This window comes from Roseateles sp. GW823-FHT07B05 (assembly GCF_058794515.1).
Genome location: NZ_JBXAGX010000024.1, coordinates 33,708 through 49,289 on the forward strand (window position 1 = coordinate 33,708; position 15,582 = coordinate 49,289).

A 15,582-nucleotide genomic window follows, 5' to 3' on the forward strand; every position below is an offset into this window, starting at 1 on the left:
TGACTGGCTGCTTGTCTATCTGAACCAGTCATCATCGAGGACGTCCTTCCCTTCGGCGAGTTCACGCTCTACGTCGCGCATCACGCTCGCGATCTCCGGCTCCGGCAAAGTGACCCGCACCAGGTGTGAACTTGACACGTCCACGGTTGCTGCGCTGTGCACGGCAAGGACTCTAGGTTCCGCCAAGATGCGCGTGGTCTGTTTGTCCAGCGGTGTGTACGGCTTCAGTCGCTCGACGGTCTCCCTGAAATTGATCAACTGAGAGTCGAGGAGCCGCCGCAGGTTGGCCTCGATGTCCAAGCGCCGGCTTGCAACCCTGTCAGCGAATCCTTCGGTGTTCTTGTCCAGGACTCGTGCGATCTCGGACTCCGCCCGCTCGATGTCCCATAGCGCGTAGACCGCACTGAAGATACCTACCGAGAGCGCGGCAAACATGCGTGTCACGGGCATGTTGTAGTCGGGGCTGCCGATGCCATGCCTGGGATGCACCTGCGAGCTGGAGACCTGGTGATAGAAGGTACCCGCACCGTATGCATCCCGAGCCCAATCAAATCTCTGACGAACGGCGTCAAGCATCTGCGGATAGACCGTGCTCCAGATGCCGCTGACAGCGGGCCCACGATCCTCCGTGAAGAGTCGCTTCACGCGGATTTCCGTGCATCGCCCCAAGGCGGCCATCCGCCCGATCTCACGGTGATACCTCGGCGCGACGTCCTGGCCGTCCGAGTCGACGATCAGGATGAAGTGACACTGATCCAGTCCCACTTCCTCAAACGCCTGAAAGATCTCGCAGATCGCCCTGCCTGAGACCACGGTATCAACGAAGATGAATTTCTCGTTGGGTAGTCGGCTCGGGAGCATATGCAGCCACGGCCGTTTGGCCAGGCGTTCGACGAGGACCTTGTACAGGGTCAGATGAGGGTCGGCCCCCTGGCGGCGCACGATGGCCGCAAGCACGCGGCTCCAGTAGCGGCGTATGGCCATCGTGGTCTGCGTGGCGTCCTGTGGGTCTGCAGAAAAAGGCAGGACGAGTTCGCGGTCGAACGGCGAGTAGGTCAGCTTGTTGAGCTCCTGAATCCGCTCATTCATCGTGGGTAGCGAACGCGCCTCGATGCGCCATGCTGTCCCCGCCGCGTCGATGAATGGCACAGAGCCTCTGCTCGGGACCACGAGATGGTGATAACCATCCTGCATCAACACCCGCACGTAGGCGGATAGCTCCACGGATGCACGGGCATAGTCAATCAGGTTGTCGACGGTGAAGTCGGTCTGCCAAAGAGCCGACACCGACGTGGAGTTCGGGGTGATCAACTCTTCGCCCCCGGCTGACGTGCCTCTCGGCTGTCTATTCCTTCCGCGAGCATGACTTGCACGTCGTCGCTGTCTGGCTTGCCCAGACGAACCAGCCACGCAGAAATCGGATTGGCCGCCTCGCGCGGGTCGCCAGCCTGCGAATCGAACTCCAGTCCCACTTTCGCGTGAGTCCAGAGAACACCGGTCAGGTACGCCACGTCGGCGACGAGTTGCGGCCTCGACCTCACGAGCAAATCCTGGTGACGGGCCAGTGAGCTTTCCCCGAACGGATTGGGCACGTGCAGGTGCTTTCCGGCACGCTCGTAGATATCGACGAAACGCTCCAGCGTCTGCTTCTCCTTACCGGCATCGAGGTGCCACAGGCCGTCGCCCAGCACCTGCACGCTGCCAATCGGGATCGGCAGGAAGTGGGGCGTGATCTTGGCCAGGCGCTTCAAGATGTCACCCACCTTCCAGTCGCGCGTGTGGTCCGGGTTGTCCTTGGCCTCGGCGCGCAGAGCAGCGTAGCGTGCCTCGTCTGACGAGATGCACGAGAAGGCCACGAGTTCAACGACCTTGCGCACCTGAAGCCACATGAACTCGGCGTCGGTGGCGTCTGTGAGCGTGCGAGGCTTCTTGGCGCCTAGGACGCGGTTGACGGCGCGCACGCGCTGCTTCACCTCGACCATGGCGGCGTGGTATCGCTTGTGGGCATCGACTTTGCTGTCGACCATGGAACTCTCCCGTGGTGAGGACTCGTCAGCGTATTGCCCGCGGCGGCGGTGCGAGCAGTGAGGTGACAAGTGAGGCGCTGCGGTACGCGAGCATCAAGGCATTCTTGGTATGTCCATCCGCGCGCCCGCCCCCGATCTGCACATTTGCGACTTCAAGTGCCCGCTTCAGGTTCCGAGCAGACTCGTGAATCTCAGCGAGCTCGTGATCAAGCGATATTGCGAGTCTCAGGATCTCGACATGCCGATCCACTTCTCGGAGCTGAGCCAGCAACTGACGCTGCCACGGCTTAGAAGGTGGCGTCCGGTCCAGAAGTCCCTGGACGATGATGCCCACGTCGTTGATCCCCTTGCCGAGTGCTTCGAGATGGGCTGCGGCGGATTCGGGTGGAAGCGCAGATGCCTGCTCATCGCCTTCGACGGCGGGCTGCTGTTTGTCCATCATGGGCGCCCCTTCACCTCGACGTTCGCGACCAGCCGACTTTTCAGCGCCCGATCACGCGAAGAAGGCAGTTCGCCCATCTCGAGGCGATATGACTGGCTCCATATCCATAGACTACCGATCAAGTCCACGAACACCACCTGACCGGCAGCGCCGCGGATTTCTAGATCCCCCCTCCCCTTGTTCCAATCGAACGCCAAGCGATGTGTGCCCGGTGCCACCACCAGTCGTACCAGCGATGCCGGCGCTGTTGCTACCGAGTCCCCACCGTCGATGGACAGGTTCACCAGATTGACCGTGTCTCCCCAACGATTGCGGACCACGTAGATCACGAGGCTCCCAGGTACGGCCTCGAACCGCTTTGCCTGCGCGTCGGTAGCCGCATCCGGTGCGAGACCAGGCGTGCATGTGGGGCGCGAGCCGATGCGCGAATTCGCCCTGTAGCAGTACCGATCATCAAGGGGCTTGGGAAGTGGCGTGGTGCACCCTGACAGCTGCAACCCACCGGCTGCGATCGCCGCGCCCAACGCTGTGCGTCTGTTCATGGTCATCACGAAGCCGGTTTGCCGCACTGGGCACAAAAGCGAGCCCCGGGCGCGAGAACAGCAGAGCATTCTTTGCAGGTGGCTGCCACCAGCTGCCCGCCACATCCACCGCAGAAGCGCGCGCCAGGTGCGCCCGGCATGCCGCACTTTGCGCAGACCACGCCGCCATTGACCGTTGCCGGGCCTGCTTGCGAGGACGCGGTGGTGCCGGTCGAGTACTGCCCACCGTGGCTGCCACCATGTTGTCCATGGCCGTGCGAGCGTGACCCGCCATGGTGGCCACCGCCGTGACCTCCCAGTCCGCCTCTGAGTGAACGTTCCCAGAATCCCATCTCATGCTCCTTGGTATGGCGCGGGCTCGGCGCGCCGTTCAATGAATCTCAAATGCCCTGCCCAACGGATGTGCATAGCCCCGCAGTGATCGACACGCCACATGCGATCTGCCGATGTCTGCGGGTTGTTGTGCAGTCGCGAAGGCACCTTCTTGCGCGTGCCGTGTCCAGCGTCGCGTCGCGCCTTGCCCCCCAACGGTGGGAGGTCGTACGCCGTCATCCGCAGCGCGGGATAACGGGTCAGGGGCGGCTCAGCCCAGGTCGTCGTGGGCGCCGTCGGTTGCGCTGTGCTGGTTGAACATCGCAGAGCGACAACCGCGAGACCAGCACCGGCAAGCGCCAGCGAATGCCTTCGCATCGAATTCTCCTAATGGCAAGAACCAAAGGGGAATCCGACGAGACGTCGTCTAGGTTGAAGAGGATGAAGTAGCGCGCGTCTCGCCGGATCAGGCGGCGCGCGGTCTGTCTGGTCGTTCAGGTAACGACGGGATGTGAGATGCGTGCTCCAGTGGCTCCGCAAAGACATCCTGGTTGGGCACCAAATCTGCCGCAAGCAGCACTTCCATGCTCGGAATGCCCGAGCCGAAATGGCACATCTCGCAATCCGCGTGAGAGAGGCTGGTTGCCTTGGATTCCTTCGAATCCACCTGGCCAGCATGCTTGTGCTCGTGATGTCCGAAGTGCTTCGCTGCGATGCCACTTTCATGGCCGCAATACCCCGACGATGCTGCCCAGGTGAACTGCACCGGCAGCACGATCATCAAAAGGATGACGAAGAGGCGTCTCACGTGATGGAGTGTAGCGAGCACAACAAGTTTTGGCACGGCTTTGAAGCGGACCGGAGGACACCGACCTTGTGGCGCTGGGCTATGCCGCTATGGCGAGAGGCAAACTGGTCTTTGATGTGCTTGCTGGGCGCGACATCGATGTCGCTCACGGATCAGCCACGCGCGTCCGTCACCAACGACAGCACCGATAGGCAAGGCCAAGGCCAGCAGATACCGAACTGGTCTTGACTGTCAAAGGGCTGCTCGCCGCTTCGCCCAGCAGTCGCGACGCACCTACGTTGCCGAACAGGATCCAGCGCGGTGTCAACGCCGTGATGAAGCCCGTGCCGGCGTACATGCTTCGCAAGCCACTCCCGGTCATGAACACCGGCAACATGGACGTCGCGGACTGCTCCGGGGTGATCCCGAAGTAAGTCTGCATGTTTTGGCGGCTCCCCATTGAAACGCCGACACCAGCCGACCACTGAACGTCCCGCCCCAGCCTGCGGTGGTACCCGACGTCGAAGCTGCCAACAGCGCCGCCCTGCCGGCCCAGCAAGTCTTGCGAGACGTTGGCGCTGACGTCCCAGTTATCGCTCAGCCGATAGCCGATGAAGACACGGCCTCGCAACGTCCGTTTCACGTCGGGAAGCCCAGCCAGACGCGGCGAGTCGCCCGACTGACGGCCGCTGTCGATGCGCAAGGCACCGCCGAATCGCAGGCGCTTGCCATCGATCAGCAGCGCGCTCGCACCGGGTCCTTGAGGGTCCGATGCGAAGTTCATCGCCGCTGCCGATCGCGAGGTGCTCAGTCTGAACCGTCCCCACTGGTAGGCCCAGAGCGGCCGTATCTTGATCACCCGGCGCTCTGCCCCCTCATATTCGGGCTGTGAAAGCGCCATCGCACCAAGCAGGTAGTTGTGCCCCGACGTCTTCTGATCGTCCTCGTCGGTGGCGACCGCGGGGAGCGGCAGCGTCAGGGCAAGGGCACATGGAAGCACGCGGATCAAGGGCCGAACGTTTGAGGTCATGCCTCATCGTCAAAGCGCGAGGCTTAAGCGTCGCTTAAGAATGCCGGCACGAGCATCGGACCTGAAAACTAAGATGAGCCTGCCGAGGAAAGAACAAGTACATGCGCCTGCTATTGGTCGAAGACGACGAGATGGTCGGCAAATCCCTTCAACGAGGTCTCGTGCAGGCCGGCTTCCGTGTGGACTGGGTGCGTGACGGTCGAGAGGCCGAGCTTGCGCTTGGCCACGCCATTCATGACCTTGCGATCCTGGACCTCGGGCTTCCCAAGATCGATGGCATGAAGCTTCTCGAGACGATGCGCAAGCGCGGCAACGGCATGCCCGTTCTCATCGCCTCCGCCCGAGACACCGTGCGCGACAAGATTGCAGGGCTGGAGGCCGGTGCTGACGACTATGTCCTGAAACCCTTCGACCTGGACGAGCTGATCGCACGGGTGCGCGCCCTGCTCCGCCGCCATGCCGGCAGCTCAACGCCCATTCTGCGTTGTGGGGCGCTGACGCTCGACCCCGCCAAGCGCGTCGTCACGCTGAACGACCAACCTGTTGAGTTGTCCGCCCGCGAGTTTGGGCTTCTGGAGGCATTGATGCTGAGGCCCGGCACCGTCATCTCCAAGGAGAAGCTTGAAGAATCGATCTACGGCTGGGGCGAGGAGATCGCCAGCAACGCCATCGAGGTGCACGTCCACAACCTGCGCCGAAAGCTGGGCTCCGACCGTATCCGCAACATGCGCGGCGTCGGCTACCGTGTGGCGGAGGCGTGATGCGCTCCCTTGAACGCGACCTGCTGAAGTGGATCGTCGGCGCCCTGACACTCGGCACGGTACTGCTCACCGCGGTGGCCTACTGGGTAACGCTGGCGGAGATGGACGAGGTCTTCAACGATGAGCTCAAAACCATCGCTGAGGGCGTCGTCCGCATGCACCAGGCCAACCCCGACTGGAGCGCCAGCGCTGACCTGCCTGTGCGTACCGACGAACCGGATGATTCCGAGATCGTCACCCAGAGCTGGACCATCGGTGGCCGCCGACTCTTCATCTCCGATCCTCGCGTGGCGCTGCCGTTCTCGGCCGTCGGCGGCCACAGCGAACCTGTCGTTCGCGGCGAGCGCTGGATCGTGCACACCATCGTGAGCAAGGGGTACGTCGCCCAAGCTGCCCAGCGGCATTCCCAGAGGCAACAGATGGCCGGCGAGTCGGCGGCGCAGATCTCAACGTTGATGGTGGCGCTGGTTGCCTTCGTCGGCGTTCTGCTCGTGCTCAGCCTGCGACGCGGCCTGACCCCGCTGGACGTGGCCGCCCGAGACATCGCCAGCCGTAGCGCTGGCGCGCTCTCCCCGATCCGCGCGGGCGACACACCGCGCGAGCTGATGCCGGTCATCGATTCCACGAACGAGCTGCTGAGGCGGCTTGCTGAGGCGTTCTCTGCTCAACGGCGCTTCCTTGCCGACGCTGCGCATGAGCTCCGCACGCCGATCACCGCCCTCAGGCTGCAGCTCCAAATGCTCCAGCGCAGTGACGATGAGGTGTCGCGGCGCGCCAGCCTGGAGGAGCTTGAGGCAGGCATCGACCGATCGCAGCATCTGGTCGAGCAACTGCTGGAGATCGCGCGAAACGAGCGGGACGTCGAGACGGTCCGGATGCAGCCCGTTGACTTGGGGACGCTCGCGCGCAGCGTGGCCGGCACGTTCGCGGTGCAAGCTGATTCACGAGGCGTCGATCTGGGCGTACGTGTGCGCGGTGATCCCTGCGTCGACGGCGATTTGATGCAGCTCACGGTGCTGCTGAACAACCTGGTCGACAACGCGCTGCGCTACGCGCCGGGAGGTGCGGTCGACATTGAGGTTGTGACGGAAATGGCCCAACCCGTGCTTCGCTTGATCGACAACGGGCCTGGCATCCCTCGCGAGGAGCGGGACCGAGTCTTCGACCGATTCTTCCGCGGTGCGTCCGGCAGCAACGATCCCGGTGGCAGCGGCCTCGGTCTTGCCATCGTCCGGGCGATCGCTGATCGCCACGGGGCAGAGGTCGAACTTGATGACGGACCGCATGGGCGTGGCCTGGCGGTCAGTGTCGTGTTCCTACCCCGTTCGCCGGCCGGCAGTTCCAGCACCGCAGAATCCCAAGCAGACACCGAAAACACTGCTGTATCCCCAGGCGCCTGAACGAGCAGTTCAAACGCATCGAAACCCACGGGTGAGATGGTCAACTGGCCTAAAGTTGAGCGCAGTCTTCGATTGAAGGGGATGTGCCATGGATGATCCGATCATCAAGCGCTTTGAGGCCACTGCCGAACTGCTTGATATCCAGAACGATCAGTCGACCCTCGACGATGCCATCGCGCGTCTGGCCGCTTGGATGGATTTGGCCGCCGACCACCTCACAGATGACGACTGCGCCGTGCTGGTGGGCATCGGCGCGCTGCTGTACAGGGACGGCCTGAAGCGGCGTGTGGGCTGATGCCACTGCCGATCTAACCGATCGGCTTGCTCTTGGCCTCTTCAGCTGACCTTGCTGCTTGCGCCAAGCCCATCAGAGCGAGTTGCGCATGCTGTTTGACATTCACGGCCTCCTGATCGACCGCGCGTACTTCGCATGACGCCGCCAGGTCATCCAGCAAGCTGTCACCGGTACCCATCCAAGCTGCCTGCAGCGCCTTTCCGCTCATGCCGACATACGGATGCGATGACTCACGCTGACTCACCAAAGCTCGCATTGGCTCGTACAGGGCACTGAGTTCAAGCTGGGGAAGATGCTGCTTCAAGGCCATGGCGATCCGCAGCCCTTCGCGGTCGAGATCGCCCCAGAAGAACATGCAAGGGTGGGCAAACAACGCGTCCAGGTTGTGCCCACTTCCGCTGCGACTCAGGACCTCGCAACCTTTGTTCCTCACGCTCTCGAGCAGCGCCAGACCAGCGCTGCTGTCCGACATCATGTTCAGGCCATAGCCGTAAGCAGCGATGAGGGCGACCTCAGCGTCAAGGCCAGCCTTGACTGCAAGCTCGAAGCTGGTCGTGTTCTCGATGAAGAGCACGGCCGCTGGATGCGTAGGCCCTGCGACCACGAGATACCGCGGCGTTGACGGAAGCCGGTCGACGCCAAGCAACCTGAGCGTGGCCGAAGGCAAGCGGCTCAGAACCTTGGATGAACCCAGCACGTGCTGGGCACTAACGCTGAATCCGAACTCGTTCCCCAAAGATGCGGCTGCTCCCCGGATTCGCAGCAGCCCTTCGATGACGTACCGCATGTCGAGGGCTTCGAGGCCGTCAAAGAGCGCATGAGATACCGCCAAAGCGTCAACGAGCTGGTCATCCTCGACGGACAACACCAGTGCGTCACGCCAAGCCTTCTCTGTTGGCGACACGTCCACGACAGCAGGGACGACGGTGAGATACCCCGCGTATGGAATCCCCATCGTGTCGGGCTTGTACGAGATCAGTTCGCTCGCTCGAAGCTGTCGCAGCGCGTCGAAGACAGAAACCAGGTCCGTGCGAAGCGCCTGCGCGGCCCGGGCCGCGACGTCTGCTGCAAGGAGCTTACGCCCCTTGGCGCCCGAGGTTCGACGCAGCCAGGCGAGCAAGGGGTCAACGATGTCATCCATTCGCCGAATCTCTGGCCGGTGGCTGCCGCTTGTGCATGAACGTTGCAAGGCCCATCGAACCCTCGGGCCGCCCGTCCTCAAACTTGATGTAGTTGCGCCCTCCTTCGGTGTCACGATTACCGACGCGCCGGCCGACGACGTACGTCGGGAAGATCGTCGAGTTGTTCCGGTACTCGGGGTTGTGGATCAGGCCAATCAGTTGCAGGCTGCTGTCGGCCTCCCCCAGCCCCTTGAACGCCTCGTCGATGAGACGGCGATCTGTCAGGTTGCTGAACAGACCATCGAAGAACAGCACACGCTGGATACGGCTGCGGAGCTTCTTCTTAGAGCCGCCGCCGAGATGTCGGCGCACCGCACACTCCAGGTGGTACTCGGATTCGCGGATGAGCCACAGCATCTGCAACGCAGACTTCTGGCCTTCGGACATGCCGGGTTGGACCGGGCGCTCCTTGCCCTCCCACATGCCAACGTGGATGAACTCGACGGATGGATTGATGAAGATGCGCTCGATCAGCGCGCGCCGGATGTCGGTGCTGAGGCTGGTCTCGACGACGCTGCGCGTCAGCTTCTGGCGCGCTTTTGCTTCACGCTTGCGGCCCTCGATGTGATCGCGCAAGTCCTCCATCAGCTTCTTGATGCTTTCCGTCGAGATCACCTCTGCCTTGATGGTGAACCGCGCGTTCGGATTGCGCGCCATGACGGAATTCATCGTCACCAGGTTGCCCTTGCAACTCTCGACCAATCGCGTCAGTGTTTCGATGCTCGCGTCTTCGATCACCGCCGTCGACTGCTGCAGCTGCTCAAGATCTGATTTCTCCTTCTTCAGCTGCTCGTGCAGGCGTTCGCTGATCTTGGCGAGGTCCGAGAGCTCGGCAGCCGTGTTGGCAGTCTCGACAGCTTCAATTTCGCCTTCCGAGAATCCGCTGCTGGTTGAAGCGCGCGCCGTGGTGCAGAACTTGGCGCGCACCGCTTCAAAGTCTGATCTGGTCCGCGTCGCCCGTGCGCGAGCGTCCCCGACTTCCTTGCCTGTGCGAGCGACGTCCATGGCTTCGACGTCACCCCGAACCATGCCAATGGTGGTGCGGTCGAACCGCCCCTGATCCGGGCGCCAGTCTCGCAATTGCCACCGAAGTGCTTCTGCTGCCTGGTAGGTTTCATGGGCCTCAGCCCTGGAGCTTCCGAACTCTCGATTGCGTAGATCTTCTTCGAACGGGGCTGCTGCATTCCTGCGGTTGCGTAGGAAGTAAGCCAGTTCGTGCAGCGCATCAGCGGCGAGCTGCGTCTCCGCGATATCACCGTCCAGAGATTCAACCTCGGCGCCAAGCTTGAGGGCCTTCGCTGACGCGTCCGAGCGACGAGACTTGGCCTCACCGATCAGGCGTTGTAGTGACGCTTCATCCTGTCCTTGATGCTGCTTGAAATCATGCGCCCGTTGATAGTTGATCGTCCTCAGAGGGTCAAGCGCGTCACGGTGTTCCTCAAGCCCGACAAGGACGTGGGCGTGGCTCTCCATGAAGGCTGCGTGCCCGTCCGCCTCAAATCTCATCGCTCGCACCAGACGGTCCAGCGTCGTCTGGAACGTCGACATGAAAGTGAGCTCGCGAGCGCTGGCTGCTTGGAGATCTGATTGGCACGTCGTCAACCTGGCCTCGAGGCGAGGCATGTCCGCGTCGATTGCTTGAACCTGCCGTTCAAGCGTCAACCGTTTGTCGGTGAGCGTCTGGAAGGTTTCATGCCCTCCGGCCAACGCGAACCTGCGCGCGCCGTCGTGCGCAACGATCGCCTGCTGGGTCACGAGCGGAGCAAGTTCCGCCGCCCGCTCTTCCAACTCGACGAGCTGACCGGCCAGTTCCTCGATTTCTAGATTCAGTCCGGCCAGCGCGTCATCGCCTCCGGCCTCGATGAAGCTCTTCGCATCCTGTAGCAGCGCCAGGGCATCAGCTGATACAAGGCGCTTTGCGACGTCGATCGACTTCTCCAGCGTTGCAAGCTCTGCCTGGGCCACGCGCGTCTTATCTGCAGACCCCTGCTTCACGGCATCCTGGGCGCGTACTGCCTGCCGATAGGCTTCAGTGTGCGGCGTGAGCAACTTCGCCTCTTCCGTTGCGGCGTGTTGGCGCTCCTGCTGCTGCTGACGTTTCTGGTCGAGCGCTGCGCGCTCTTCCACCAGCGCCTGCGGATCGACGATGGCCCGCATGCGGCGAGACTTGGCGCCGGCGAAGAAGCCCAGTGACGCAGCAGTCGCTGTGTCTTGAGTCGGTCCCCGCTTGAGCAATTCAAGAAGGGGATCCAGCAGCACCACAGGGACATCGTGGTCGCTAAGCTGCAGGACGGAAAGCGCCGCCTCGGCTTGCGCCATACCCGCGGCAACTGGCGCATCCAACAGTGGCCCCAGCGCGGCCAGCAAAGGCAGCGCGCTCTCCTTGGGCAGCTCAAGGCCGAGGACCACGTCCAAGACCCGCCCGACATGGACGCCAGCCCCGTCGAGAGCACTGTGCGCCGAGGCGTAGTCGGAGTTGCCGACCTGGTCGAGGTTGTCGAGCGACGCCAGCTCGAGGTCTAGCTCATCGATCAGCGCGCGGGCCGTCCTCGCCCGTTCCACGGCCGCAGCGTGAGCGACATCCGTGTCCCGCAGCCAGTCGCTGGGTTCCTGTCCCGTGCGTTCAAGATGCGCCTCCAGACTTTCTGCCAACGGCTGGTGCTGCGAGTAGGTTGCTTGAACAGCGCTTTGCTCCTCCAACAGCGCTTGGTAGCGTCTCTGGGGCGATGCTGTCAGCGGATCGATGTCGCCGAAGAGCTGCTTGAACGACCTCGTGGAGCTCGAAAGTCGGTGCAGCCTATCTCGGTCCTGGCGCTTCGTGCGGCCCTGGCCTTCCAACTGCTGCCCCTTCCTGCCCAGTTCCTGATGCTCATTGATCGGCGGAGCAACCTTCTGCGGGTCGACGTCGCCGAAGATGTCAACAAACACCTCGAATGCCTGTCGGTGCTCTGACAGTGTGCCGAGCTGCGCTGTTGCACGGGACATCTCATCCCGCAGGTTGGACACTGCCGTCACCGAGGCTTCGCGATCTGCTTGGGCCGCCTGCGCTTCGTTCGCACGACTCGTCTTGGTGTTCGTGACGAAGGTGCGCTCGGCGTTGAGCTCTGAGATCCGATCCTCGATGCCAATCAGGCCGAGGTCGTTGCGAACCTCCTTGAGTTCCACCCATCCGCCAGTCAGCTCTCCGACTTGCCTGTTGTGGTGGTTGACCGCGTCGACGCGAGCCTTGGTCTGTGCTTCAAGCCAAGCGGGCACCCGGTCTGGGGCATCGTGAAAGTCTGCAGGAATCAGGTTCAGTCGCTCGCAGAACTCCTGATAGGAGCCCTGGTTCTCGCGCCATTCGGTGACCTGCCGTTCGAGGCTTTCTTTCTCGGCATCGGCCGCTCGGCCGGCGCTTTCAGCCTCGGCAATCTGGCCCTTCAAGACGATCTTCTTGCGCGCCAGCCGCCGCACCTCGTGACGAAAGACGTTTGTATCGAGCATGGTGCGCGCGAAGTTGAACGCTTCGTCCAGAACTGCGACTGAGTCGGCCGAGTCTTCCGAGCGACGCGATGCAAGCTCGCGCGCCGACGGCAGGTCGTAGTAACGCAGCGCCTTGCGTTGACCACCGCGGCCTTGGGAATCTTTGATATCACAATACAAATCAATAACTTGCGAGCTTGGCGACTGATTCGCCACGGCCCCTTTCGTCGTCGTGACGCGTCCGGCAAGCTGGTTCAGATGGCCGGTTGGCAACCCCAGGAGAGCCGCAAGTCCGGAGCTTTCTATCAGCAGGCTGCCATCCTTGTCCAAGACCATCGCCTTCAAGCAATCCCGGACCTTGGCGCTCAGCGAGAACTCGCCCGGCGCCTTGGGAACACCAGGCATCCTTGCATCCTTATCGTCGGCAAACCGCGCCAGGAACGCGGCATCGACCGCCAGCGTCTGCAGTTGGGTTTGATAGGCCGTCCAGGCAATTTCGATCTTGCCTGCGGCGTCCAGCACTGGTTGAAGCTCCTTCTGCAGTTCCTCGCGCCCTTTGAGATATGTCTCTTTCGCTTCGACCTGAAGCTTGGCGTCGATGAAGCTGTTCATCGATCTCATGATGGTGTCTTCGACGTTGCGTTCATCCTCCTCTGCCGAGTCGCCCATGACGTTCATCAGCAGTTGTGGAGCGACGATCTGGCGGAAGTAGGCTTCGTCGAACCGTTCCCCGGGCCCCGCGGAGACTTTGGAGAAGGCGGCTGAGGCGTCGCCGGCGCCTTCGCGATGGAACATGACGTTCTGCCGCACCACGTCCGGGCTCATGAACACCCCGACGACCTTGCCCCACTCTGCGGCGGTGTTCCAGATGTTCCACTGGCCCCGGATGCTCTTGACCGCGGCTTGCAGGGCAGACGCCGTGATGAACTCGATCTTGGTGCCTTCCATGCGGCAGGCCGGCACGTCTTCCAGGGTGCCGGAATACCGATAGAAGCGCGGGCTGTCGTCGTCACGATTGGCGCAAACCCCGATCACGAACGTCTCCGCCGGAGAAAACTCCGGGTCTGGCGTCATCAGGTCGCGCTGGGTCAGGTCTTGATCCTGAAGGATTGCAAACTCGATGCGGATGTGGGTGGACACCATGCCCGCCGGTGAGCACCGTTCAAGGAAGCGCCGCTTGAGAACCCGGTCCTGGCTCAGCAGGTAGAGAACTGCGTTGGCCAACGACGTCTTGCCGCCACCGTTGGGCACCTGCACGGCCGTCGACGCTCCGCAGAGGTTGATCACGTTGGCAGGCCACAGCGGGCGCCAGCTCGCGACGCCCATGCTGGGCACCCAGCCCTCGCAGAGGTAGTTGACGATCTCGATGCGGTTGATGAGCGCCATGGTGTTCTCAGGTTTCGGAGGTGTCGGTGGGACGGACCAGAAGGTTTCGACCGGCTTCAAGCGGGCTGGTGGCCTGGATCCATGGCTCCAGTCCTTGGAGATGGTTGTTCTTCATCTCGAGTGCCCCAAGGAGTGACTGCCGGTAGCGGTCCGCCCCGAGATCGTCGACTTGCGCGCCGTCCACCATCAGGTCGATGAATCGCCCAGCGTATTTGTCAACCTGGGCGCCGCTCTCGGAGATCAAGCAGCTGTAGACCGCATCGCCCTGCAAGGCGTCCTGACCCAGTTTGCGAACCATGTCGTTGATGTACTCATGCATGGCCTGAACCAGGTCGGCGCGCGTGAACGTCGTATCTACGTAGCGCATCACTTCAGTCGCGACACGGTTGCGATGGGTGTAGAAGAGCGACAACAACACGAACCAGAGCTGGGTGAACCAGACGCGTCGGGATGTGATGGTCTCGTTCTTGAGCTGCATGCGCTCGTCGATCCATCGTTCGCTGAACAAGGCGCTCACCTGATCCAGGCGGCGCGGCAAGAGGAACACCTTCCCGCCGTGCGCCAGTCCTTGGGTCTGGAAGTCATCGAGCGAAACAAGATCAAAGCCGAAACCCTGCAGCAGTCCTTCCAGCTCGGTACGAGCCTCAAGGTCTGCGTCATTCAGGAGCCGCGCCAGCTCACGCTCGTCCGCACGCCCCTTCCCTCGCGGGATGGTCTCCATGCGGCGATGCTGAAGCAGGAAGGCCTGGACGCGCCCCATCTCGATTCGGTTCATGCTATGTGCTCCCCTCGACCCTGGCCAATTCCAGGTCGGAATAGATCAACTCTCCGATCACCCCATCGGTACGGGTCGCCACCGCCCGCGGAACGCGGATCTCGATGGGCGCGTCATCACCCAAGGCCCAGGGCGCGACATAGACGCCAAGCAACTCAGCCAGTTCGAGCTTGCCGTCCAAGACGCACCAGCCCTTCTCCAGCGCCTCCGAAAGCGGGAGCGGCCCAGATGCGAGGCGGGACCTGATCACCTCGGCGTACTCGCCTAGGAAACGCAGTCGCGTGTCGACGGCTTCTGCTCCATCGACGGCGGTATCAAAGCGCGGTGCGATCTCCTCTTTGGCCAGCGAGACCCGGACCTTCCCTCGGACGTCTATAGGCGAAGGAAATACCCCGTCGAGCCGCAGCGGGCCAAAGTGCCGAAAGAGCGACGCGAGCTGCCGCTCTGAAGGCGGCCTCTTGACCAGATTCAGCGCAACCTCAAGGAAGTCGGTTGCAGCGACGGCTGAAGTGCGACGTTTGGCGGCGATGCGCGTCAGCTCAGCCAGGTCGCGGCCGAAAGACTCCAACGCCTGGTAGACGCGCAGGACCAGCTGCTCGAGGTCATACACATCCATAGGCAGCGCATCGTCCAGCTCGTCGTTCGCCGGGGCGCGCCAAGCCGTCAAGCGCGCCTCGGCTTGACGCAGCAGATCGGACGTCTTCTCGATGACGTCGCGAAAGCGCGGCATCTTGACCTTGAACACCTCAGATTCCTGATCCACATGGCCGCGTTCGATCTCTTGCCGAAGCTCCACGCGGGCAAAGCGAATCGTGTCCAGAAGGCCGTCAGAAAAGGACGGCACCACATCGAAGTCGCCGGATTCGATCGCTCGCAGAAGCTTGAGCGCGTCCCCTTCCGCGTAAGCAAAATCGCTGATGTTGGAAGAGACGCTGATTGCATCCCTGCCAGTAGCTGTCAGCCGGTAGTCGTCCGCGTAGCGCGTTCGCTCGACCAAGTTGGTCTGCTTGTCGCTGACGAGGTCGACCCTCCCCTCCGATCGGTCGACCGCCCACAGCTCTGTCGGCCTCGCGAGCACATTGAGGACGTAACGCAGTTCCTCAGGTGTTGACGCTCGCCGAAAACTGACCCGCCAACCGGGGTGATGCTCGCGCAAAACTGACCCACGCAAACACACTGCCC

General features: G+C 62.4%; 14 protein-coding genes. 3 read left to right on the top strand and 11 right to left on the bottom strand.

From position 1 onward, the window contains the following. Positions 1–15: 15 nt before the first annotated feature. The 7 genes from AC1Q7O_RS26490 to AC1Q7O_RS26520 form a co-directional block, all read right to left on the bottom strand. Positions 16–1,311, bottom strand: coding sequence for a hypothetical protein (locus AC1Q7O_RS26490; protein WP_492662209.1), 1,296 nt, complete (start codon positions 1,309–1,311; stop codon positions 16–18). Next, the gene (locus AC1Q7O_RS26495) at positions 1,308–2,027 is read right to left on the bottom strand and encodes a hypothetical protein (protein ID WP_492662210.1); all 720 of its coding nucleotides are present in this window, start codon (positions 2,025–2,027) and stop codon (positions 1,308–1,310) included. The genes AC1Q7O_RS26490 and AC1Q7O_RS26495 overlap by 4 nt, the downstream gene beginning before the upstream one ends. Positions 2,028–2,052: 25 nt before the next feature. Next, complete coding sequence (locus tag AC1Q7O_RS26500; RefSeq protein ID WP_492662211.1) at positions 2,053–2,469, bottom strand: hypothetical protein; 417 nt, start codon at positions 2,467–2,469, stop codon at positions 2,053–2,055. Further along, entirely contained in the window at positions 2,466–2,798 is a 333-nt protein-coding gene (locus AC1Q7O_RS26505; RefSeq protein WP_492662212.1) for a hypothetical protein, read from the bottom strand. Before AC1Q7O_RS26505 ends, AC1Q7O_RS26500 begins: the two co-directional genes overlap by 4 nt. A gap of 218 nt (positions 2,799–3,016) precedes the next feature. Then, on the bottom strand, positions 3,017–3,343 hold the full coding sequence (locus AC1Q7O_RS26510; protein WP_492662213.1) for a zinc ribbon domain-containing protein: 327 nt from the start codon (positions 3,341–3,343) through the stop codon (positions 3,017–3,019). A gap of 446 nt (positions 3,344–3,789) precedes the next feature. Continuing rightward, entirely contained in the window at positions 3,790–4,131 is a 342-nt protein-coding gene (locus AC1Q7O_RS26515) for a cobalt-zinc-cadmium resistance protein (protein WP_492662214.1), read from the bottom strand. Between the two features lie 169 nt (positions 4,132–4,300). Next, positions 4,301–5,140, bottom strand: a complete 840-nt coding sequence (locus AC1Q7O_RS26520) for a MipA/OmpV family protein (protein WP_492662215.1) — start codon at positions 5,138–5,140, stop codon at positions 4,301–4,303. 101 nt (positions 5,141–5,241) lie between these two features. On the opposite strand from AC1Q7O_RS26520, the gene AC1Q7O_RS26525 reads away from it, so the two are divergent. The 3 genes from AC1Q7O_RS26525 to AC1Q7O_RS26535 all read left to right on the top strand — a co-directional run bounded on the left by AC1Q7O_RS26525 (position 5,242) and on the right by AC1Q7O_RS26535 (position 7,596). Further along, positions 5,242–5,901 carry a response regulator gene (locus AC1Q7O_RS26525; RefSeq protein ID WP_492662216.1) on the top strand — a complete coding sequence of 220 codons (660 nt, stop codon included), beginning with the start codon at positions 5,242–5,244 and terminating at the stop codon, positions 5,899–5,901. Continuing rightward, entirely contained in the window at positions 5,901–7,301 is a 1,401-nt protein-coding gene (locus AC1Q7O_RS26530) for a sensor histidine kinase (RefSeq protein ID WP_492662217.1), read from the top strand. Before AC1Q7O_RS26525 ends, AC1Q7O_RS26530 begins: the two co-directional genes overlap by 1 nt. Positions 7,302–7,389: 88 nt before the next feature. Continuing rightward, entirely contained in the window at positions 7,390–7,596 is a 207-nt protein-coding gene (locus tag AC1Q7O_RS26535; protein WP_492662218.1) for a hypothetical protein, read from the top strand. A gap of 13 nt (positions 7,597–7,609) precedes the next feature. Here AC1Q7O_RS26535 and AC1Q7O_RS26540 read toward each other — a convergent pair whose 3' ends face one another. The 4 genes from AC1Q7O_RS26540 to AC1Q7O_RS26555 form a co-directional block, all read right to left on the bottom strand. Beyond that, entirely contained in the window at positions 7,610–8,737 is a 1,128-nt protein-coding gene (locus tag AC1Q7O_RS26540) for a Wadjet anti-phage system protein JetD domain-containing protein (protein WP_492662219.1), read from the bottom strand. After that, positions 8,730–13,625: a coiled-coil domain-containing protein gene (locus AC1Q7O_RS26545; RefSeq protein ID WP_492662220.1), complete on the bottom strand. Its 4,896-nt coding sequence runs from the start codon at positions 13,623–13,625 to the stop codon at positions 8,730–8,732. The genes AC1Q7O_RS26540 and AC1Q7O_RS26545 overlap by 8 nt, the downstream gene beginning before the upstream one ends. Positions 13,626–13,632: 7 nt before the next feature. Then, positions 13,633–14,400: a hypothetical protein gene (locus tag AC1Q7O_RS26550; protein ID WP_492662221.1), complete on the bottom strand. Its 768-nt coding sequence runs from the start codon at positions 14,398–14,400 to the stop codon at positions 13,633–13,635. Between the two features lies 1 nt (position 14,401). Continuing rightward, positions 14,402–15,582 (bottom strand): hypothetical protein (locus tag AC1Q7O_RS26555; protein WP_492662222.1); only part of this gene is annotated, 1,181 nt, incomplete at its 5' end.